This is a genomic window from Alkalihalobacillus deserti (genome assembly GCF_020734105.1).
Taxonomy (GTDB): Bacteria; Bacillota; Bacilli; order Bacillales; family Bacillaceae_D; genus Halalkalibacter; species Halalkalibacter deserti.
In genome coordinates this window covers 1-18,807 of record NZ_JAJAFR010000025.1, presented here as the reverse complement: position 1 = coordinate 18,807, position 18,807 = coordinate 1, and the positions used below count along the sequence as shown (strand labels likewise).

Below are 18,807 nucleotides of genomic sequence, written 5' to 3'. Positions count from 1 at the left end.
CCTCCAGTAATAGAATTTGTGTGACATTTTGTTCACCTAAACCGAAAAAAGACACGTTGGTATCATAACCACGTGTCTTTTTTTAAGACCAATGTTCTCCCCATGACTGAATAGATTCAATAACTGGTCGTAGGGCAAGACCTTTTTCGGATAAAACATATTCAATTCGCACTGGTTTTTCTGGAAAGACGTTTCGAACGATAATATCTGCTTGCTCTAATTCCTTCATACGTTCGGTTAAGATGCGATCACTCATATCAGGTATTTGTGCTTTAATGTCTTTAAAGCGCTTAGGCCCATCTAAAAGGACACGTATGATAAGACCAGTCCACTTTTTCCCTAATAAATCCATTGCTAATTCATACTTAGGACACATCTGGCTATAATCCATATTATCACCTCGACTATATTTAGTTTACCACATGCATCTACGATAAATAAGTGTTCGAGCAATAACTTTAAAGAACAAATTGAGTGAAAATAATTTTTAATTGTAATGTATCAACCTTATTTTGTGTAAGGTAGACTAAGTGATATGTGCAAAGGAGGGGTCTTATGTTCAACAAATTGATTGTTGCCGTTGATGGCTCTGAGCAATCATTAAAAGCGGCCGAAAAGGGCATTATCTTAGCGAAAAAGAGCAATGCCTATGTGTATGTTGTGTATGTTGTAGATCGTAGCATATCCAAAGCTGAAGTCATGCAAACATGGGATTCTTTGGGAATAACCGAGAAGAAACAAAAAAAGTTCAAATGGGTAGAAAGAGCTGCTGAAAAAGAAAAGATCAGCTATGAGGTGAAATTGCTAAGAGGAGAGCCTGGTATCGCAATTGTGAACTTTGCAAAGGAGGTTGGAGCAGACTTAATAATAATTGGCAGTAGGGGATTGAATCAATTTCAGCAGTTAGTATTAGGAAGTGTCAGCCACAAAGTAATGAAGAGGGCAACATGCCCTGTTTTAATTATAAAATAACAAAGTTTAAATGACTCAATAAAAATTGGGTTCTTTTTAAACTTTTTTTTGAAAATTCCGTTGACGAAACTTTTTTATCTGTTATATAATAACTGTAAATAATATATATTGTATTAAAACAGATGAAGGGGCGATGAAATATGAGCAGACAAGAACGCGAGAATATGATTCAATTTCTAACAAAGGTAAAAGATTTAGCAGAAGGGAAATTAATGATGATGACAGACGAAGACGTTGAACACTTATATACACGTGCCTATAGCTTACACGAGAAAAATTAACAAATGAGTGCATGTTGACGAAATAAAAAGAGACTCATTCGATCCTTAAAATGAGTCTCTTTTTTCTTGTTCTCGAGTGAAATGTAGTATACTAACCTTATGAAATTGAGTTGAAGGTGGTAGCGAATGAGAATGTCTAACAAGAAATTGTTTATTATTATCTCTATTATCGTAGCCTTGTATGGTGTTTCTTATTGGGTAATAGGAGATATTTTAACAAGATGAAAAAAGAAAGCAACTCTTCAGAAGAGTTGCTTTTGTGCTGTGGCCAGCTTTCCAAATAGAGGTTTTGTAGTATTTGTCTATTTCCGAGGAAATTTGTTGAATTTTGTTTCGTGGGCTAGGTTATGTTCAATTGACTTTGTTTAGTCCTTCACTATATGAACAGCAAAAGTTCGCTCCTGTCTCAATTAAATAGAACGTAATCTATAATCCCTGTAATTGAGTTAAAAATGCCGAAGCAAGCCCAAAATAAATAATAAGGGAAAAGATATCATTTAATGTAGTAATAAGTGGGCCAGAAGCAACAGCTGGATCCACGCCCAATCGATTTAATGTTAGCGGAATAATCGTTCCCGCCAGTGTGCCGACGATGAGCGTGATTAATAATGAACTACCTACAACAAACCCCAAAATCAAACTGCCTAACCAAATATACGCAATTAAGAAAATAAGAATGCTACAAATAATTCCAATAATAATTCCGACTCTTAATTCGCGTAAAATAAGTTTAATGACCGTTTTACGGTCTGTGTCATGAGTAATAATTCCTCTTACGACTACTGCTAGTGATTGAGTCCCTGTATTACCTGTCATACCGGCTATCATCGGCATAAAGAAAATAAGGGAAACGGCTTGTTCTAATGTCTGTTCAAAACCGCTAATGATACTTCCAGAAACAAGGCCAATAAATAATAATAGAACGAGCCATGGAAGACGACGCATTGAGGCTGTAACGGCTTTAGTATTAAAATCAATCGCTTTACCAGTTGCTGATAGTTTTTCAATGTCTTCATTTGCTTCTTGAATCATAACATCAATCGCATCATCTACGGTGATGATGCCTTTTAATACATTTTGATCATCTACAACAGGCACGGCTATGAAGTCATAGCGTTCAATGGTTTGAGCAACTTCTTCTTGATCGTCTTCGACATGGACAGCGACTACTCTTGTGAACATCAGATCCTCAATGACTTCATCTATATCAGCGATTAATAAATCACGATAGGAAACAACCCCAACTAGTTTTTTTTCAGCATTAATTACGTAAAGATAATAAATGTTCTCAGAAAAACTTGCATACTCTTTGAGTTTGTCAACAGCTTGCCTAACTGTTTGATTAGCATGAATCCAAATAAATTGATTTGTCATAATCCCCCCTGCTGTATCAGCAGGGTAACTCATTAATGATTGGATGTTTTGAGAATCTTCTTTTTTCATTACATCGAGAAATTCTTGGATTTTGTCGACTGAAAGCTCGTTCAAAAGATCGGCAAGATCATCATTGTCCATCAAATTCATAACTTTAGATGAACGCTCAATTCCAAGTTTATGTAAAATTTCAATTTGGACATCATGATCTAATTCTTGGATTAAATCAGCTATTTGCGAAGGCGTCAAAAATGTCAGGAATTTATGATGATGCTTTTCAGGTAACCCTTTATAAAGTTGTGCAAAATCATAAGGTTGTAGCTCATCAAGTATTTCCTGTAATGCTCCACGTTTGGCCTCTCTCATATATTTTATTATTAACACTAATAATTGATCTTCTGTCATGTTAGCGATCATTTTGTCCCTCCAATCTTCATTTCTTACTTTACAAAAAAAAGGCTATTAAGTAAAACGGTTCTTTCATATTAATGAAAGAAATTCAAGGTAAATAAACAGGTTACATGAGTTATTCAAATTTTTTAAAGTGTTGACAATGAGAATCAATTTCATTTATGATATTGATAATTATTATCAACGTTGGAGGTGGAGAGTTGTCTTCTTTATTAATAGTAGGCGCAGATCGACTAGGGTCAATTCCAAAAAAATTGGAAGGACTTGGTTTTAATGAGATTATTCATATGGATGGTCGCAAGGTTCAAATGGTAAAGAAAGAAATCCCTTCTCATATTGATCTTATTCTTGTGTTAACAGATTTTATTAATCATAATTTAACAGCAGTCCTAAAAAGGAGAGCGATGGAACAAGCGATACCAGTCTGTTATGCAAAGCGTTCATGGTGTTCTATCTATCAAGCCATTGGAAAGTGTGATTATTGTTGCTCCAATCTAAAAAGTTGTCAATTAACGAAGGAACGCTAAAAAGAACATGACGATGATTTCTTATGCATCTTTTTTAGAATGCCCATATCGGTATTTTGATGGGTCGTACAGTTGTTGGAAGGAAGCTGTGCAGAATACGATTAATGATATTGTTAAAGCCTTTTTAAAAACACCTTGTTCATTAAGAACGAATTTTGAAACACTGAAATTAATTAGTGAGTATTGGAGTAAATTAGACCAAGATTTGTTTGATTCAGATCAGCATTTCATTGTTACATCTGCCAAAGTGACTGATCAGTTACTTTGTTTACTAATGTCAGTAAAAAGTGAAAAAGAAATGATTTGTAAAATAGACATATCTTCAATTAATGAGCATACCAACTAGGTTCGATTTCAATGAAGAAGAATTGTTCTTCGAGAAAATATTGCTTGAAATGGATGAGAAGCTTAGCACTTTATATGGGGACATCTTTAAACTCTATTGTTCGAACTGTGAGGGTCCTCAGCAAATGGAGGTTGTCGATCTTCTCAATGCCAAAAGATATGTTTATTTTAACAAAAAGGCAGAGGTCGGAACTAGATAGCCGTTTGAAGCGCAATAAATTGTATTTATTTTTTTAGATGGGTGTTGACATTGCAGGAAGAGCAGTAGGGTAAAGGTATGTGCATACATAACAAATGAGTAACTAGTTTTTAAAGGCATAAAATCAAGAAAACGCAATGGATGTTTATCTATTGCGTTTTACGTGTAATTAATCATTTTTTTAAAAAAATGATTAGAAGAGTTGCGCTAGAATTCCAGCAGCAACAAGTACAGCAAAACCAATCCATAATGCTGCTTTAAGGCGCTTATTGGATACTCTCTTTTTTTGCCAACGGTTAGGGTTGAAGGTTGGCGGTCCGTCATCAATGATCACACGACTTGCGTAATAAGGCTTCACTCCAATAAGAATCAGTGGGCCTAGAGCAGCACCTGCAATCAATCCGAATAAATGAGCAAGGACATTAATGTTGGAGTTAACGAACGTCATCACTAAACCAATTAAGATAATCGTCATAACGAGCTGAGAATTGGCAGAATCAATAAGATCTTTACGATAGATAACGAGATACACATAAAGTCCGAGTAAGCCAAAGATAGCACCAGAGGCACCAAGGTGTTGCATAGAAGGACTACCTAGATAAAAAGTGGCGATATTTGCTATAATGCCCGTCAATAAGTAAACCAAAAGAAACTTAACCTTGCCAAGCATTCTCTCGAGAGCGGGACCGAAAATGACAAGTGAAAAAGAATTAAAAATAACGTGCCCAATACCGATATGCATGAATATGGGTGTAACTATACGCCAATATTCTCCATAGGCAACGGCTAAATTATTCCCAATTCCCATTGTGAGTATCAAGCGTCCTCCAGGTAAAAAGTTCATCCAAATAAATAAAAGTAGATGAATGGCTACTAGAACTGTAATAATTGGATAAGATCGTCTAAACGAATAGAAGCTTTCGTTTCGGATAAACATGATACGGCCTCCTTTTCTATCTGCTATTATAACAGAAAATGTTCAAAATACCTTTGTTAAGAGAGTATGAAATAAGGACGATAGTGATGAGTAAGACTATCTTAGTTGATGGATACGAATTCAAACGTACTATATGAAAGTAGGGATTACATAGATGATTAGTGGAATTGGAATTGACATTGTTGAACTTGATCGCATATCAAAAGTGATGAAGCGACAACCGCGATTTATTGATCGAATCTTAACGCCTTTTGAAGCAAATATCTTTATGGGACTCGGCGGAACTAGGCAAATTGAGTATTTGGCAGGAAGATTTGCAGCAAAAGAAGCTTTTGTGAAAGCAATTGGTACAGGAATTTCGGCCAGTTATAGCTGGCAAGATATCGAGGTCAGAAAGGAACCGACTGGGAGGCCAATCCTAGTTGTGGCAGGATTTAGCGAAAAAGTTCATCTATCTATTTCCCATAGTAAAACATATGCAGTTGCACAAGTTTTAATTGAAAGCTTGTAAAGCTAGTCTGCATATTGCTCAAGGTTGTCTCATATAGTTGTAGAGCGAATAGAAGAGATCAAGTCATTCAGGCAGAGTCAGGTCTATTTTCTACAAAGAAGTTTCGGTTTTATATTAGTAAGGATACCAGTCTTTCTTACTGATAGCTAAAGCGGAACACACAACTATGAGAAGCCGTCTCTTGAATGTGTTCGCTCTCTTCATTCAAATGAGACAAAGGGGTGAAAGCATGAAAAAAGCAATCTGGTTCGCTACTCTAGGGTTACTACTATCTATGATCCTCGTAGGTTGCGGCGAAAAAACACAGGAAGATATTATGACTGATTTAGACAACAAGCTTTCGGAAATGACTGGGTACAAAGCGAAGTCAACGATGACGTTAGAAACAGGAAAGGATCTACAGACTTATGAGGTCGATGTTTGGCATCAAGTAAAAAGCTATTATCGTGTAGCCTTACAAAATGAAAACAAAGACCAAAGTCAAATCATCCTACGTAATGATGATGGAGTTTTCGTGTTGACACCTGCTTTAAACAAGAGTTTCCGTTTCCAAAGTGACTGGCCAACAAACAGCAGTCAGGTGTATTTGTATGAATCGCTTATCCAAGATATTTTAATGGATCCAGAGCGTTCTTTCCAAGCTGATGAAGACTATTATATCTTTCAAACGAACACAAACTATCAAAATAAAAATTTAAGTACACAGGAAATCAAATTAAATAAAAAGGACTTGTCACCTGCGCAAGTAAAAATCATGAATGCTGATCTTGAAGTACTTGTTCAGCTTGACTTTACAAGCTTTGAATGGAATGCAAGCTTCAATGAAGGGGACTTCGATATGGAGCGTAACATGACGGGTGCTCAAATGACCGAAGAACCAGCAATGGCAGAACCATTAGAAGCGATGACGGTTTATTATCCAATGTACACACCAGATGGTACTAAGTTTGATTCCTCGAGAAACATTGAATCAGAAAATGGAGAGCGTGTTGTTCTTCAATATATGGGTGAACAACCATTTACGTTGATTCAGGAACAAAGTCAAGTGGTTCCAGCTTCAACACCGATGAATATGAGTTCAGGTGAGCCGGTTGACCTTGGATTTACAATCGGTGTTATGACAGACGAATCACTTATGTGGTCTTACAACGGCGTTGACTTCTTCCTTGCATCAGAAAACTTAAGTACAGAAGAGATGATGTCTATTGCAAGTTCTGTCTATGGGACAGAGGAAAAATAATCGTTACCGAGGATGAATTACAGGGGAATATTAGCCCTTTTAATTCATCCTCCTTTTTCATTTTAAAGTGACATTATGGTAGAATATGAAGATAACTATTAAGGAATGAAACAGATAGAAAACCTTTGCTGGGTAGGAGAGGAAAAAACATGAGTCAAGAATTTTATCGCGATACATGGGCAGAAATTGATTTAACGGCAGTCAGCCAGAATGTAAAAGCGATTAGCTCCCTTTATCATGACAAAGATATGAATGTGATGGCGGTTGTAAAAGCCAATGGTTATGGCCATGGTGCGGTAGAGGTTGCAAAAAAGGCTTTGAGTTCTGGAGCGACTTACTTAGCGGTTGCTCTATTAGATGAAGCCATTCTTTTGCGTGAAGCGGATATTCAGGCTCCGATTCTTGTTCTTGGTCGAATTAGACCAAATGATGTGTTAGTGGCTCAAAAAAATCAAATCATCGTTACGGTGTTCCAAGTGGAATGGTTAGAAGAAGCAAAGAAACAGCTTTCTCCTAATGAAACAATCCAAATTCATTTGAAATTCGATACAGGTATGGGTAGGATTGGGATTCGAACTAGAGAAGAGGCTGACGCTTTGTTTGAGTTTCTAGTTAAGAACAAACAGCAATTCGAGGTTAATGGCGTGTTTACACACTATGCGACAGCCGATGAACTCGATATCTCATACGTGAATAAGCAACATAAACAATTTTTAACGATGCTTGATTGGTTAAAAGAATGGCAGATTGATGTGCCTTTGATTCATAGTGGTAATAGCGCAGCTGGTCTACGTTTCCCAGAAAAAAACTTCAACGTGTTTCGATTAGGAATTTCGATGTACGGACTTACACCATCACCTGAGATCACAAAGGAACTTCCTGTTCAATTAAAACAGGCTTTTTCGCTCAAAAGTCGCCTTGTTCAAGTGAAGGAGCTACCTGCTGATGAAACGATAAGCTACGGTGCAACGTACCGAACAAAAGAGACGGAATGGATTGGAACGATCCCAATTGGTTACGCAGATGGTTGGCTCAGGTATCATAGTACAAATGGCGGAGAGGTTCTGATAAATGGGAAACGAGCTCCTTTTGTAGGACGAATCTGTATGGATCAATGCATGGTTCGTTTACCTGAACGAGTGGAAACAGGTACGCTTGTAACATTGATTGGGGAAGACGGAAGTGATAAAATAACAATGGATGAAGTTGCAAAGAGACTTGGAACCATCAACTACGAAATCCCATGTGTAATTGGTCAAAGAGTGCCAAGAGTTTATTTGGACTAAAAAGGATAAAGCGTGAATATATATTTCTTGTTGGTCTAAATAAGAAAATGAAAAGATAGACCATTGGGCCTTTGCATTTCAATAAAGCTAGTGCTATGATTAAATATGGATATAAAAAGGAAGCATCTGTTTAAAAAGTGAAAAAATAAATTAGCATAAAGTTAATGGTGGATGCTGGGGGTGGATGTTTGTGTCAGAGCAAAGCACAAAGCGCATTGTAATCAATTTGCCACAACATTTGTTGAACGAGGTGGACGGTGTGATCAAAAAGGAAAACGTCAATCGCAGTGAGTTTATTTCACAAGCAACAAAAATGTATCTTCGCGAACGTAAGAAACGTCAAATTCGGGAGACTATGCAGCAAGGCTACATGGAAATGGCGAAAATTAACCTAAACATTGCATCAGAATCTTTTCTTGCCGAGGAGGAAGCAGAGAATACCCTCGATCGCTTAGTGAGTGGGGTGTAGCCCTTGATTGTAAAAAGAGGCGACGTATACTTTGCGGATCTCTCACCTGTTGTTGGTTCAGAGCAAGGCGGAGTTCGTCCTGTACTCGTTATACAAAATGACATTGGGAACCGCTTTAGCCCGACGGTGATTGTGGCTGCTATTACAGCTCAAATCCAAAAGGCGAAGTTACCAACACACGTTGAAATCAATGCCAAGCGGTATGGTTTTGATCGTGACTCCGTTATCTTACTTGAACAAGTTAGAACGATTGATAAGCAAAGGCTAACTGATAAGATTACACACTTAGACGATGATATGATGAGTCGTGTGAATGATGCTCTCTTCATAAGTTTAGGACTTATTGATTTTTAGTTTGTGAAATAAAAACCTCATTGCTGAAATGAGGTTTTTTTGCATGGAGTTAAGAGCATTATCTATCATTTTTTTATGCGTTTATCTTTGCAACTCTTTTTCAATCATGAAATAATGGATATAAAGAACTTACAGGAGGACAAGTTATGCAACCTTATATTGTTTCGTTTATTAGCCATCAAAGAGAAATGTTGATGAATCTTTGGAAGAAAGAACTAGAAATTGTAAGACAAGATAATTATTTAGAGTCCATTTCGGATTCAGTCTATGAAAATATGAATCAGGAATTTATGCATTTTATCATCGAAATGGTAGATATGGATGAGAAGGAAGCGAAAATGCGGCTGAGCTCTTTTGCTGAAGAGTATATTCAAAGTGGCTGGCCACTTGCTTACTTTACACAAGGTCTTCAAGCCTTTCGTCGAGTAAACCTGGCGCTCCTTTCAGAGGGTGAGTCAAACATAGCAGATGTTCTTTCTACTTTTAGTGAACTTGAAAGTTGGATTGATGGAATTATTAATCAACTTGTTCATGATTACACGGGGACTTGGGAAGACATTATTGAAATGCAAAAACTTTCATTACTTGAATTATCTGCGCCTTTAATTCCAGTTTTAGAAGGTGTGACTGTCATGCCTCTAATCGGGACGATTGATACGGCTAGAGCTAAGTTGGTGATGGAGAATTTATTAGAAGGAGTCATTGAACATCGATCGCAGGTGGTCCTAATCGATATTACAGGTGTACCAGTTGTAGATACGATGGTTGCGCACCACATTATTCAAGCTTCGGAAGCAGTGCGTTTAGTTGGGGCCAAATGTATCTTAGTTGGAATTAGACCAGAAATCGCTCAGACCATTGTTAACCTTGGTATAGATTTAAGTAAATTTCCAACAAAAAGCACATTAAGAAAAGGAATTGAGACAGCATTAGAGTTAACAAATAAGAAAATGATTGATTTGTAGGTGGGGGAAAACCGATGAGAATTCCAATTTTGAAATTACATCAGTATTTATTAGTAAGTGTTCAAGTCGATTTAGACGACCGAACGGCCTTGCAATTTCAAGAAGATCTTCTTAATAAGATTCACCTAGAGGGATCACTCGGGGTCGTCATTGATTTAACGTCAGTTGATATGATTGACTCGTTCATCGCCAAAGTACTAGGAGATGTTGTCGATATGTCTAACCTAATGGGTGCGAAAGTGGTCTTAACGGGTATTCAACCGGCTGTTGCCATTACACTTATTGATATGGGAATTACACTCAATGATGTTCAAACTGCGCTTGATCTAGAACAAGGTCTTGAAAAGTTGCAACAGGAATTGGAGGGGTAGCTGATGGAAACCCAATCCTGTATTGAGGTGAAAAATGAATGGGGGATTGTTGCAGCTAGACAAGCTGGCCGCTCTTTATCAAAAGAGATTGGATTTGGTAGTGTTGATCAAGCGCGAATCACGACGGCTATTTCTGAGCTTGCCCGTAATATATACCTTTACGCTAAACGAGGAGAAATATGCCTAGAATTAGTAGAAAAACCAAGCAAACTTGGTTTACGAAAAGGAATAAAGATCATAGCTAGAGATCGTGGTCCGGGAATTCCTGATATTAAGCAAGTGATGATGGATGGATTTACGACATCTGGTGGCATGGGAGCTGGTTTACCCGGGGTTGAACGTTTAATGGATGACTTTTCGATCAATTCAGAAAAGGGTGAAGGTACAACGGTTACGTCGACTAAATGGCTTCGGTGAGTCCGGCTTGGCTACTTTACGTTAAAGGAGGGCTTCTATTGAAACAGACTGTTGAAAATTTAGAACGGACCTATAAAGAGATTTTACAAACATTTATTCATCGAAAAAGTGAATTAGGATTATATGAAGCTCAGCAATTTAGTAAGGTTTTGCTGGAACAACAGATTTCTCCTGAAGAACTAGTAAGTTTACACCAGACCGTATTGGTAGAATTATTCCCAACTGTACCTGAGGAAATCTTAGATTCGTTTGATTTGCTACTAGAAGTCATGATGGGATATGGACTAGCTTACCGGGAGCATCAAAGTTTAAGAGACCGGCAACTCGAGTTGGAATCCGAAATAGATGTAGCTGCTAACATGCAGCAGACCTTTCTTCCTGAGGTCGTTCCCGATACAGAAAGTCTTGATATAGGAGTGATTAGTGTGCCGGCTCATAAAATGAGTGGCGACTATTACCATTATATTAAAGATGACAATGGCTGTATAGGTATAGCGATAGCCGATATTATTGGAAAAGGAGTTCCGGCAGCCTTATGTATGTCAATGATTAAATACGCAATGGATAGCTTACCTGAACAGCGTCTGCAGCCTGCAGCTTTACTGGAAAATGTTAACAGAGTCGTCGAGCAAAATGTTAATAATAGTATGTTTATAACGATGATGTATGGTTCATATGATACAAGAAGCCATGAGTTTCATTATGCTGGTGCTGGTCATGAACCAGGATTTTTCTACCGGGCAAAAGAGGATCAATTTGAGGAGCTTTATGCAAAGGGAATTGTCCTCGGAGTTACCAAGAAACCTCATTTTAGAGAATATTATAAAAAAATTGAAGAAGGAGATTTTATTGTCTTTCTTTCGGACGGAGTAACAGAGTGTCGGGTGGAGGATCGATTTATTGAACGTGAGGAAATCGTGACATTCATTAGAAAGTATATGCATCTGTCTACTCAAGAAATAGTAAATAACGTCTATCAAGAGCTTGCTAGCCTTCAAAATTTTTCATTGAGAGATGATTTTACTTTAATTATTATAAGAAGGGTTTAACTATCTCGTCATAGGGTATAGAAGTAAATACATAATATGAAGGGGGAAGTACTTTGAATTTAACTATACGTCAAGAAAATAGATTGGATACGACAGTTTTATTCTTGTCAGGTGAAATTGATGCTTATACAGCGCCGAAACTACGTGAAGAATTAACGCCTCTCACCGAATTGGGGAGAAATATAAAAGTCGATTTGACGGATGTTCATTACATTGATAGTACAGGCTTAGGTATTTTCATTGGAGCGCTTAAGGCAACCCATATTCATAAGGGTGATTTAATCCTTACGGGGATGACTGAACGAATTCAACGTCTTTTTACAATAACGGGGTTAAATGAAGTTATTACAATTGAAGAGGGGGAGGCATCGAAATGAAACAACATGAGGCAGACCACATACAAATGAGTGTTCCGGCAAAGCCGGAATATGTGGGGGTTGTCCGTTTGACTGTTTCTGGAATTGCCAATCGGATTGGATTTTCATACGATGATATTGAAGATATGAAGATTGCAGTTGCAGAAGCATGTACCAACGTCGTAAACCACGCTTATGAGGAAGGGGGAGTGATGAATGTCTCCTATTACTTGTACGATAATCGGTTGGAAATTGTTGTGGCCGATCAAGGACAAAGCTTCGACATTGGAAGTGTCCGTGAAAGACTTGGGCCAGTCGATGCAAGCCGCCCAGTAGTCGATTTAAAAGAGGGTGGTTTAGGCTTATTCCTAATTAATACCTTGATGGATAAAGTGGAAATAAACGACGAATCCGGTATCGTACTTATTATGACAAAGTTCCTTCATGGAGATGAGGTGGAACGAGATGTCGAACGAATCTCACAGACACAACCAGAACAATGAGGAAGTATATGAATGGATTCAAAACTATCAACAATTCGATGACTCGGACGCGCAATTAAAGCTTGTTCAGCATTATGAGGCTTTAGTTCGCTCGTTGTCACGAAAGTTTTCTAAAGGTCGAGATTATGAAGAAGATATGTTTCAAGTAGGGATGGTCGGACTGCTTGCTGCGATAAAAAGATTTGACGTTAGTTTTGGTAGAAGTTTTGAGTCTTTTGCTGTTCCGACAATTGTTGGAGAGATTAAAAGGTTTATTCGAGATAAGACATGGAGTGTTCATGTACCAAGACGAATCAAAGAGTTAGGTCCGAAAATTAAACATGCAGTAGAAGCGCTGACCGTCGAACTGCAACGTTCACCTTTAGTTCATGAATTAGCCGAGTATTTAGAGGTTTCGGAAGAAGAAGTGTTGGAAACGATGGAAATGAGTAAAAGCTATCAAGCTCTTTCTGTTGATCGATCACTTGAAGCGGATCAAGAAGGTGGAGAGGTAAACTTACTTGATCTAGTTGGAAATGTAGATACAGGGTTTGAAGAGACGGATCAAAAGATATTGCTCGAAAAAGCGTTCGATGTATTGAGTGAACGTGAAAAAGAAATTATAGTCTATACGTACTTTAACAACTGTAGTCAAAAAGAAGCAGGAGATAAAATGGGTATCTCACAAATGCATGTTTCTCGGTTGCAACGTAAAGCACTTGAGAAACTGAGGAAATCGATACAAATAGAACCTTCGGAGATTCTATAGTGGTTACGTATTATAGTGACAAAGAGTTGGAAGTGGCTGCATTTGAACGAGCAAAGCCTGGTAAAAGCTGTTCTGGTGATGCCCATAAGGTTATTCAAACGGAAGGCTATACCATTTGTGCCATTGTTGATGGTTTGGGTAGTGGTGAAAGTGCGTTTCAATCTTCCAAAGCCGCTATAGATGTAATTGAAGCTTACCAGGAACTGAGCTTGAATCAAATCGTTGAAGCATGTAATGAGGCGCTGGTTAATAAAAGAGGAGCGGTCTTAACAGTCATTAAAATTGATTACCATAACCGTAAAATAAGTTATTGTAATCATGGGAACATTGGGTTTGTTTTGTATTTATCTGATGGGACAACCGTTCAACCGGTGCCTGCTAGAGGGTATTTATCTGGAAGAAAACAACCGATTAAAACATCTTCTTTTCCTTATTTAAGCGACAGTGCTTTTGTTTTGTACTCAGATGGTTTGAAAAAGCGACCCGATAAAAATCTTTTCCTTCAGATGAAGTCTCCTAAAAATGAGATTAAGTCCTTATTTTCAGAAGAGCACTATGCAATAGATGATGTGACGATTCTTGTAGGGAAATTATTTTAGGTAGTAGAGGATTCTCTCGCATGGTCTGCTTTTAGTAAAAGCGATAACTTGAATGTGCCTATTGTTTTTCCTATTTTAAAATATGTGCTTTTAAAGGTAACTCTAAAATAGATCCTAGACTATGGATTCAATCTATTTGGAGTTGCCTTTTTTAGTATGTAATAATTTTCATTATAACTTATGCTATGATTACTATATTCTATATTAAATGAGGTGTTGGGATGAACGAGGTAAAACATAGTGAAACGATTCTATCGATCGCTAAAGACTTGAACGTAAAGCAATCCTACATAGAGCAATTAATTAAACTGGTCGAAGAGGGAAATACGGTTCCTTTTATTGCAAGGTATCGTAAAGAAATGACAGGTGGCCTTGATGAAGTTCAAATTCGAATGATCGTTGAGAAATGGGAGTACGCCAATCAACTAACCAACCGCCAAGAGGAAGTCATTCGTTTAATCGATGAGCAAGGTAAATTAACAGATGAATTGAGTGTTAAAATACAGAAAGCCAAAAAGCTTCAAGAAATTGAAGATTTATACCGTCCTTATAAACAAAAACGAAGAACAAGAGCGACGGTTGCGAAAGAGAAGGGTCTCGAACCTTTTGCCACCTGGTTGTTTAATTTTCCGAAAACAGGTTTTGTCGAAGTAGAAGCAGCTAAATACATAAATGAGGACCATGATTTGACGACGAATGAAGAAGTGGTTAAAGGAGCGCAAGATATAATTGCAGAGTGGATTTCGGATGATGCGGAACTTCGTAAGGCTATTCGCTTATCAGGATTTAAAGATGGAAAGATGAAAACAACGGTCAAAGATCAAGAAGCTGATGAGAAAGCGATCTTTGAAATGTACTATGAATATGAAGAAGCGATAAAGGCGATTGTCCCTCACCGAGTTCTAGCAATGAATCGCGGTGAAAAGGAAGGAATTCTTCGCGTCTCCTTAGTGTTTCCGGGCGAGCGAATTATTGAGAATATTAAACGTAAAGTAATCATTTATCCTCATTCTCCTACTGCAGCTGTTGTGGCAGAGGCTATTGAAGATGGATATAAACGTTTAATTGAACCTTCTGTTGAACGTGATATCAGGAATGAGTTAACTGAAAAAGCGGAAGAACAAGCTATCCATATTTTTTCAGAAAATTTACGCCAACTGCTTTTGCAACCACCGATGAAGGACAAGGTTGTATTAGGAGTCGACCCAGCCTATCGTACGGGTTGTAAACTTGCTGTGATTGATGCGACAGGCAAGGTACTTGATATAGCCGTTATTTATCCTACGCCACCACGTAATGAAATTAATAAGGCGACCGAAACGGTAAAATCGTTTATCAAAAAGCATTCGGTAGAGATGATTGCTGTTGGTAATGGCACAGCTTCTAGAGAGACGGAACAATTTATCGCAGATGTTATCAAGCAACTCGATCAATCGGTCTATTATTTAATTGTTAATGAGGCGGGAGCGAGTGTTTACTCAGCTTCGGAATTAGCTAGAGAGGAATTTCCTGATTTGAAGGTTGAGGAAAGAAGTGCAGTTTCTATTGCTAGACGTCTTCAAGACCCTCTAGCTGAACTTGTGAAAATTGACCCCAAATCAGTCGGGGTCGGTCAATATCAGCATGACGTATCGCAAAAACGCTTAAATGAATCTTTAACATTTGTAGTAGAGACAGCTGTTAACCAAGTTGGAGTGAATGTGAATACAGCGTCTGTTTCTTTATTACAATATGTAGCAGGTCTTTCAAAAGCGGTTGCGACAAATATTGTTAACCGCCGTGAGGAAGAAGGGCGCTTTACGAATCGAAAACAATTAAAAAAAATTCCTCGCCTTGGTGCGAAAACGTATGAACAAGCAATTGGATTTCTTCGTATTCAAGAAGGAGAACAGCCACTTGATGCAACTGCGATTCACCCTGAAAGTTATAAAGAAACGGAAAAGTTGCTGAAGCATATTGGAGCAACTGTAAAAGAAATAGGGACAGAGAAAGTTAAAGAGGAATTACAAGCTATCAACATTTCAGAATTAGCGACTGAGCTTGAAGTTGGGACTCCAACATTGAAGGATATGGTAGACAATTTAATTCGCCCTTCGAGAGACCCGCGTGATGAAATAGCGAAGCCTTTGTTAAAACAGGATGTTTTGAAGATGGAGGATTTGCAAGTAGGAATGGAATTGCAAGGGACGGTTCGAAATGTTGTTGATTTCGGTGCTTTTGTTGATATTGGAGTGAAACAAGACGGTTTAGTTCATATTTCTAAGTTGACGAATCGATTTATTAAACATCCTTTAGAGGTAGTAACGGTCGGTGACATCGTGACGGTATGGGTAGAACAAGTAGATACCCAAAAAGGTCGAGTTTCTTTAACGATGAAAAAGCCAGAAGCGCAACTTACTTCTTAACTATTGAAAAAAGGTGACGTGACTTCGAGCGATTACGTCACCTTTTCTGCTTGAATTAAAATTGTAGCAGTAAGTTCGTAGACGCTCTTTAATTCCTACGCCGAAAAAGGAAAAAATCTCTCCATATGTTGCGCGACCTTAGGAGGGATGCATTCATAAAGCTTAAAATCATAGAAAAGGCTCAGCCGTTATGTGTACTTCGATTGGATTTCTTCTGTCTCTCTTTCTTTGTAATAGAACCAACACTGGTTAAGAACTTTTATTTGGTAGTGGTCTTTATCTAAATAAGCTTGCTTTAATTGTTGTCTTAGCCACATAGGCATAGGCAACCATCTCCTTAACAACTTACTCGATTTAGATTATTATATGTATGAGGGTTTGTCATAGTTGAAGGATTGGTGTAATTTATGGATGAAAATTATAATGTCATAACTGATGATCAGCTGCAATTGCTGGTAGAACAAATTTCTAATGATTATTTTCACTGGCCGTTTAAACACACAGCATTGTTTAATAAACGCCTTCGGACAACGGGAGGACGTTATTTGCTAAGGAGTCATAACATTGAAATTAATCCTAAGCAATTAACGTTTTTTGGTGAAGAAGCTTTGATTGGAATTATTAAGCATGAACTTTGTCATTATCATCTTCATCTTCAAGGTAAAGGATATCAGCACCGAGATGATGATTTTAAAGCTCTTATGAAGAAGGTAGGCGCTCCTAGATTTTGTGAGATAATTCCTGGATCTCAAAATACTACTCAAACACTTCATCTGTATAAGTGTGTGGCGTGTGCTCTAGAATATAGGCGTAAACGTAGAATTGATGTACGACGTTTTGTTTGTGGGAAGTGCAAAGGAAAACTAAAAAAAATATAAAATCACTCTTGCGTTTTTAGAATGTCTTGTGCTATATTATAGAAGTCGCTGAACAAGCCAGTGATAATAAATGTTGACTTATTGGTTATTCTGTATTAGAATATTCAAGTCGGCATCGCGTTCCACAGTAGCTCAGTGGTAGAGCAATCGGCTGTTAACCGATCGGTCGTAGGTTCGAGTCCTACCTGTGGAGCCACGGAGAAGTACCCAAGTGGCTGAAGGGGCGCCCCTGCTAAGGGTGTAGGTCGTTTACGCGGCGCGAGGGTTCAAATCCCTCCTTCTCCGCCACTATTTCAAAAATGGCCCGTTGGTCAAGCGGTTAAGACACCGCCCTTTCACGGCGGTATCACGGGTTCGATTCCCGTACGGGTCACCAAATCTTTATATTGCTAAACTAAGAAGTTATGAAAGTTTTATTGCATTGGAGGATTAGCTCAGCTGGGAGAGCACCTGCCTTACAAGCAGGGGGTCGGCGGTTCGATCCCGTCATCCTCCACCATATTTGGTCCGGTAGTTCAGTTGGTTAGAATGCCTGCCTGTCACGCAGGAGGTCGCGGGTTCGAGTCCCGTCCGGACCGCCATTTACCTTTGCGGGTGTGGCGGAATTGGCAGACGCGCTAGACTTAGGATCTAGTGTCTTATGACGTGGGGGTTCAAGTCCCTTCACCCGCACTTATTTACTTATGATTATTCAGTGCGAAACGCGGTTGTGGCGGAATGGCAGACGCGCTAGGTTGAGGGCCTAGTGGGGGATAACCCCGTGGAGGTTCGAGTCCTCTCAACCGCACCATTTCAATTTTATTTTATAATAGTATGAACGGGAAGTGGCTCAGCTTGGTAGAGCACCTGGTTTGGGACCAGGGGGTCGCAGGTTCAAATCCTGTCTTCCCGACCATCATTTCTTATATGCGGGTGTAGTTTAGTGGTAAAACCTCAGCCTTCCAAGCTGATGATGTGAGTTCGATTCTCATCACCCGCTCCAACTTCAAAAAAAGAATTAACTCTTTTTTTATGCCTTTTTTTGGGCCTGTAGCTCAGCTGGTTAGAGCGCACGCCTGATAAGCGTGAGGTCGGTGGTTCGAGTCCACTCAGGCCCACCAAAAATAAAATGTTGACTTTTTGGATGATTGATAGTAACATGCTAGGAGTCGCCAATGAGTGATAAAGTAGTTCTTTGAAAACTGAACAAAAGCCAAGCGAAAAGAGAAAACATGATTTTCTCGTCAATTTTAGCAATTTAGTAAAATTGCATTGAAGTATCGTTAGCGATACAGTTTGAGCACAAATCAAGCACTTTTATGGAGAGTTTGATCCTGGCTCAGGACGAACGCTGGCGGCGTGCCTAATACATGCAAGTCGAGCGGACTGATTAAGAGCTTGCTCTTATGACGTTAGCGGCGGACGGGTGAGTAACACGTGGGCAACCTGCCCTGTAGATCGGGATAACATCGAGAAATCGGTGCTAATACCGGATAATTTCTAGAATCTCATGGTTTTAGAATGAAAGATGGCTCCGGCTATCACTACGGGATGGGCCCGCGGCGCATTAGCTAGTTGGTAAGGTAATGGCTTACCAAGGCGACGATGCGTAGCCGACCTGAGAGGGTGAT

At 38.7% G+C, this 18,807-nt stretch carries 23 protein-coding genes, 10 tRNA genes and 1 rRNA gene; 30 read left to right on the top strand and 4 right to left on the bottom strand.

Translation table 11 applies throughout. From position 1 onward, the window contains the following. Nucleotides 1-82 precede the first annotated feature (82 nt). Entirely contained in the window at nucleotides 83-391 is a 309-nt protein-coding gene (locus tag LDX58_RS23010) for a winged helix-turn-helix transcriptional regulator (protein WP_227939786.1), read from the bottom strand. A 164-nt stretch (nucleotides 392-555) separates the two neighbouring features. On the opposite strand from LDX58_RS23010, the gene LDX58_RS23005 reads away from it, so the two are divergent. Both LDX58_RS23005 and LDX58_RS23000 read left to right on the top strand, forming a co-directional pair. Continuing rightward, complete coding sequence (locus LDX58_RS23005; protein WP_227939784.1) at nucleotides 556-972, top strand: universal stress protein; 417 nt, start codon at nucleotides 556-558, stop codon at nucleotides 970-972. A gap of 140 nt (nucleotides 973-1,112) precedes the next feature. Next, on the top strand, nucleotides 1,113-1,253 hold the full coding sequence (locus LDX58_RS23000) for a BH0509 family protein (protein WP_227939781.1): 141 nt from the start codon (nucleotides 1,113-1,115) through the stop codon (nucleotides 1,251-1,253). A 426-nt stretch (nucleotides 1,254-1,679) separates the two neighbouring features. On the opposite strand, the gene mgtE is transcribed toward LDX58_RS23000, so the two are convergent. Then, nucleotides 1,680-3,044, bottom strand: coding sequence for a magnesium transporter (mgtE, locus tag LDX58_RS22995; RefSeq protein WP_227939779.1), 1,365 nt, complete (start codon nucleotides 3,042-3,044; stop codon nucleotides 1,680-1,682). Nucleotides 3,045-3,238: 194 nt separating this feature from the next. Here mgtE and LDX58_RS22990 point away from each other — a divergent pair, with 194 nt between their 5' ends. Continuing rightward, the gene (locus LDX58_RS22990) at nucleotides 3,239-3,565 is read left to right on the top strand and encodes a DUF2325 domain-containing protein (protein ID WP_227939777.1); all 327 of its coding nucleotides are present in this window, start codon (nucleotides 3,239-3,241) and stop codon (nucleotides 3,563-3,565) included. An 88-nt stretch (nucleotides 3,566-3,653) separates the two neighbouring features. Next, a complete protein-coding gene (locus LDX58_RS22985; RefSeq protein WP_227939775.1) occupies nucleotides 3,654-3,911 on the top strand; it encodes a hypothetical protein in 258 nt (85 codons plus the stop codon). 391 nt (nucleotides 3,912-4,302) lie between these two features. Here the strand turns inward: LDX58_RS22985 and LDX58_RS22980 are convergent, their stop codons facing one another. Continuing rightward, nucleotides 4,303-5,046, bottom strand: coding sequence for a rhomboid family intramembrane serine protease (locus LDX58_RS22980; RefSeq protein WP_227939773.1), 744 nt, complete (start codon nucleotides 5,044-5,046; stop codon nucleotides 4,303-4,305). 154 nt (nucleotides 5,047-5,200) lie between these two features. Between LDX58_RS22980 and acpS the strand changes: the two genes are divergently transcribed. From acpS to LDX58_RS22910, 14 genes are all read left to right on the top strand, one after another. After that, the gene (gene acpS, locus LDX58_RS22975; RefSeq protein WP_227939771.1) at nucleotides 5,201-5,557 is read left to right on the top strand and encodes a holo-ACP synthase; all 357 of its coding nucleotides are present in this window, start codon (nucleotides 5,201-5,203) and stop codon (nucleotides 5,555-5,557) included. A gap of 229 nt (nucleotides 5,558-5,786) precedes the next feature. Beyond that, a complete protein-coding gene (locus LDX58_RS22970) occupies nucleotides 5,787-6,797 on the top strand; it encodes a LolA family protein (RefSeq protein ID WP_227939769.1) in 1,011 nt (336 codons plus the stop codon). Nucleotides 6,798-6,946: 149 nt separating this feature from the next. Beyond that, nucleotides 6,947-8,083 (top strand): alanine racemase, encoded by a 1,137-nt coding sequence (gene alr, locus LDX58_RS22965; protein ID WP_227939762.1) that lies wholly within the window; start codon nucleotides 6,947-6,949, stop codon nucleotides 8,081-8,083. A 184-nt stretch (nucleotides 8,084-8,267) separates the two neighbouring features. Further along, nucleotides 8,268-8,552 (top strand): CopG family ribbon-helix-helix protein, encoded by a 285-nt coding sequence (locus LDX58_RS22960; RefSeq protein ID WP_066159448.1) that lies wholly within the window; start codon nucleotides 8,268-8,270, stop codon nucleotides 8,550-8,552. Between the two features lie 3 nt (nucleotides 8,553-8,555). Beyond that, nucleotides 8,556-8,906 carry a type II toxin-antitoxin system PemK/MazF family toxin gene (locus LDX58_RS22955; protein ID WP_227939760.1) on the top strand — a complete coding sequence of 117 codons (351 nt, stop codon included), beginning with the start codon at nucleotides 8,556-8,558 and terminating at the stop codon, nucleotides 8,904-8,906. Nucleotides 8,907-9,052: 146 nt separating this feature from the next. Next, nucleotides 9,053-9,871, top strand: a complete 819-nt coding sequence (gene rsbRA, locus LDX58_RS22950) for an RsbT co-antagonist protein RsbRA (protein WP_227939753.1) — start codon at nucleotides 9,053-9,055, stop codon at nucleotides 9,869-9,871. A 14-nt stretch (nucleotides 9,872-9,885) separates the two neighbouring features. Beyond that, entirely contained in the window at nucleotides 9,886-10,242 is a 357-nt protein-coding gene (locus tag LDX58_RS22945; RefSeq protein WP_227939746.1) for an STAS domain-containing protein, read from the top strand. Between the two features lie 3 nt (nucleotides 10,243-10,245). Next, complete coding sequence (locus LDX58_RS22940; protein WP_227939745.1) at nucleotides 10,246-10,659, top strand: anti-sigma regulatory factor; 414 nt, start codon at nucleotides 10,246-10,248, stop codon at nucleotides 10,657-10,659. Nucleotides 10,660-10,697: 38 nt separating this feature from the next. Further along, nucleotides 10,698-11,708, top strand: a complete 1,011-nt coding sequence (locus LDX58_RS22935; protein WP_227939741.1) for a PP2C family protein-serine/threonine phosphatase — start codon at nucleotides 10,698-10,700, stop codon at nucleotides 11,706-11,708. Nucleotides 11,709-11,761: 53 nt separating this feature from the next. Further along, the gene (locus LDX58_RS22930) at nucleotides 11,762-12,085 is read left to right on the top strand and encodes an STAS domain-containing protein (RefSeq protein ID WP_227939739.1); all 324 of its coding nucleotides are present in this window, start codon (nucleotides 11,762-11,764) and stop codon (nucleotides 12,083-12,085) included. Further along, entirely contained in the window at nucleotides 12,082-12,567 is a 486-nt protein-coding gene (rsbW, locus tag LDX58_RS22925) for an anti-sigma B factor RsbW (RefSeq protein WP_227939737.1), read from the top strand. Before LDX58_RS22930 ends, rsbW begins: the two co-directional genes overlap by 4 nt. Beyond that, on the top strand, nucleotides 12,530-13,315 hold the full coding sequence (gene sigB / locus LDX58_RS22920; RefSeq protein ID WP_227939735.1) for an RNA polymerase sigma factor SigB: 786 nt from the start codon (nucleotides 12,530-12,532) through the stop codon (nucleotides 13,313-13,315). The genes rsbW and sigB overlap by 38 nt, the downstream gene beginning before the upstream one ends. Next, nucleotides 13,315-13,914 carry a PP2C family serine/threonine-protein phosphatase gene (locus LDX58_RS22915; RefSeq protein ID WP_227939727.1) on the top strand — a complete coding sequence of 200 codons (600 nt, stop codon included), beginning with the start codon at nucleotides 13,315-13,317 and terminating at the stop codon, nucleotides 13,912-13,914. Before sigB ends, LDX58_RS22915 begins: the two co-directional genes overlap by 1 nt. Before the next feature lie 221 nt (nucleotides 13,915-14,135). Next, entirely contained in the window at nucleotides 14,136-16,319 is a 2,184-nt protein-coding gene (locus LDX58_RS22910) for a Tex family protein (protein WP_227939725.1), read from the top strand. Between the two features lie 188 nt (nucleotides 16,320-16,507). Here LDX58_RS22910 and cmpA read toward each other — a convergent pair whose 3' ends face one another. Then, nucleotides 16,508-16,642, bottom strand: a complete 135-nt coding sequence (gene cmpA, locus LDX58_RS22905; RefSeq protein ID WP_227939723.1) for a cortex morphogenetic protein CmpA — start codon at nucleotides 16,640-16,642, stop codon at nucleotides 16,508-16,510. 84 nt (nucleotides 16,643-16,726) lie between these two features. Between cmpA and LDX58_RS22900 the strand changes: the two genes are divergently transcribed. From LDX58_RS22900 to LDX58_RS22845, 12 genes are all read left to right on the top strand, one after another. Continuing rightward, the gene (locus LDX58_RS22900; protein ID WP_265416816.1) at nucleotides 16,727-17,197 is read left to right on the top strand and encodes a SprT family protein; all 471 of its coding nucleotides are present in this window, start codon (nucleotides 16,727-16,729) and stop codon (nucleotides 17,195-17,197) included. A 121-nt stretch (nucleotides 17,198-17,318) separates the two neighbouring features. Beyond that, a tRNA-Asn gene (locus LDX58_RS22895) sits at nucleotides 17,319-17,393 on the top strand. Nucleotide 17,394: 1 nt separating this feature from the next. Then, nucleotides 17,395-17,485: transfer RNA gene (locus LDX58_RS22890), tRNA-Ser, on the top strand. 13 nt (nucleotides 17,486-17,498) lie between these two features. Beyond that, a tRNA-Glu gene (locus LDX58_RS22885) sits at nucleotides 17,499-17,573 on the top strand. Nucleotides 17,574-17,620: 47 nt separating this feature from the next. After that, nucleotides 17,621-17,696: transfer RNA gene (locus tag LDX58_RS22880), tRNA-Val, on the top strand. Between the two features lie 5 nt (nucleotides 17,697-17,701). Further along, nucleotides 17,702-17,778 (top strand) — tRNA-Asp (locus LDX58_RS22875). A 9-nt stretch (nucleotides 17,779-17,787) separates the two neighbouring features. Further along, nucleotides 17,788-17,869 (top strand) — tRNA-Leu (locus LDX58_RS22870). 31 nt (nucleotides 17,870-17,900) lie between these two features. Continuing rightward, nucleotides 17,901-17,987, top strand: a tRNA-Leu gene (locus tag LDX58_RS22865). 28 nt (nucleotides 17,988-18,015) lie between these two features. After that, nucleotides 18,016-18,092 (top strand) — tRNA-Pro (locus tag LDX58_RS22860). A gap of 13 nt (nucleotides 18,093-18,105) precedes the next feature. Further along, nucleotides 18,106-18,179: transfer RNA gene (locus tag LDX58_RS22855), tRNA-Gly, on the top strand. A 41-nt stretch (nucleotides 18,180-18,220) separates the two neighbouring features. Further along, nucleotides 18,221-18,297, top strand: a tRNA-Ile gene (locus LDX58_RS22850). 195 nt (nucleotides 18,298-18,492) lie between these two features. Next, nucleotides 18,493-18,807, top strand: a 16S ribosomal RNA gene (locus LDX58_RS22845); the annotation flags it as partial.

Bases quoted from the DNA above. Each gene is read 5' to 3' on its own strand.
- mgtE (WP_227939779.1), bottom strand. From the start codon at position 3,044: ATGATCGCTAACATGACAGAAGATCAATTATTAGTGTTAATAATAAAA.
- LDX58_RS22980 (WP_227939773.1), bottom strand. From the start codon at position 5,046: ATGTTTATCCGAAACGAAAGCTTCTATTCGTTTAGACGATCTTATCCA.
- sigB (WP_227939735.1), top strand. From the start codon at position 12,530: ATGTCGAACGAATCTCACAGACACAACCAGAACAATGAGGAAGTATAT.
- LDX58_RS22910 (WP_227939725.1), top strand. From the start codon at position 14,136: ATGAACGAGGTAAAACATAGTGAAACGATTCTATCGATCGCTAAAGAC.
- LDX58_RS22940 (WP_227939745.1), top strand. From the start codon at position 10,246: ATGGAAACCCAATCCTGTATTGAGGTGAAAAATGAATGGGGGATTGTT.
- alr (WP_227939762.1), top strand. From the start codon at position 6,947: ATGAGTCAAGAATTTTATCGCGATACATGGGCAGAAATTGATTTAACG.
- acpS (WP_227939771.1), top strand. From the start codon at position 5,201: ATGATTAGTGGAATTGGAATTGACATTGTTGAACTTGATCGCATATCA.
- LDX58_RS23010 (WP_227939786.1), bottom strand. From the start codon at position 391: ATGGATTATAGCCAGATGTGTCCTAAGTATGAATTAGCAATGGATTTA.
- LDX58_RS22970 (WP_227939769.1), top strand. From the start codon at position 5,787: ATGAAAAAAGCAATCTGGTTCGCTACTCTAGGGTTACTACTATCTATG.
- rsbRA (WP_227939753.1), top strand. From the start codon at position 9,053: ATGCAACCTTATATTGTTTCGTTTATTAGCCATCAAAGAGAAATGTTG.
- LDX58_RS22960 (WP_066159448.1), top strand. From the start codon at position 8,268: ATGTTTGTGTCAGAGCAAAGCACAAAGCGCATTGTAATCAATTTGCCA.
- cmpA (WP_227939723.1), bottom strand. From the start codon at position 16,642: ATGCCTATGTGGCTAAGACAACAATTAAAGCAAGCTTATTTAGATAAA.
- LDX58_RS23005 (WP_227939784.1), top strand. From the start codon at position 556: ATGTTCAACAAATTGATTGTTGCCGTTGATGGCTCTGAGCAATCATTA.
- LDX58_RS22900 (WP_265416816.1), top strand. From the start codon at position 16,727: ATGGATGAAAATTATAATGTCATAACTGATGATCAGCTGCAATTGCTG.
- rsbW (WP_227939737.1), top strand. From the start codon at position 12,082: ATGAAACAACATGAGGCAGACCACATACAAATGAGTGTTCCGGCAAAG.
- LDX58_RS22945 (WP_227939746.1), top strand. From the start codon at position 9,886: ATGAGAATTCCAATTTTGAAATTACATCAGTATTTATTAGTAAGTGTT.
- LDX58_RS23000 (WP_227939781.1), top strand. From the start codon at position 1,113: ATGAGCAGACAAGAACGCGAGAATATGATTCAATTTCTAACAAAGGTA.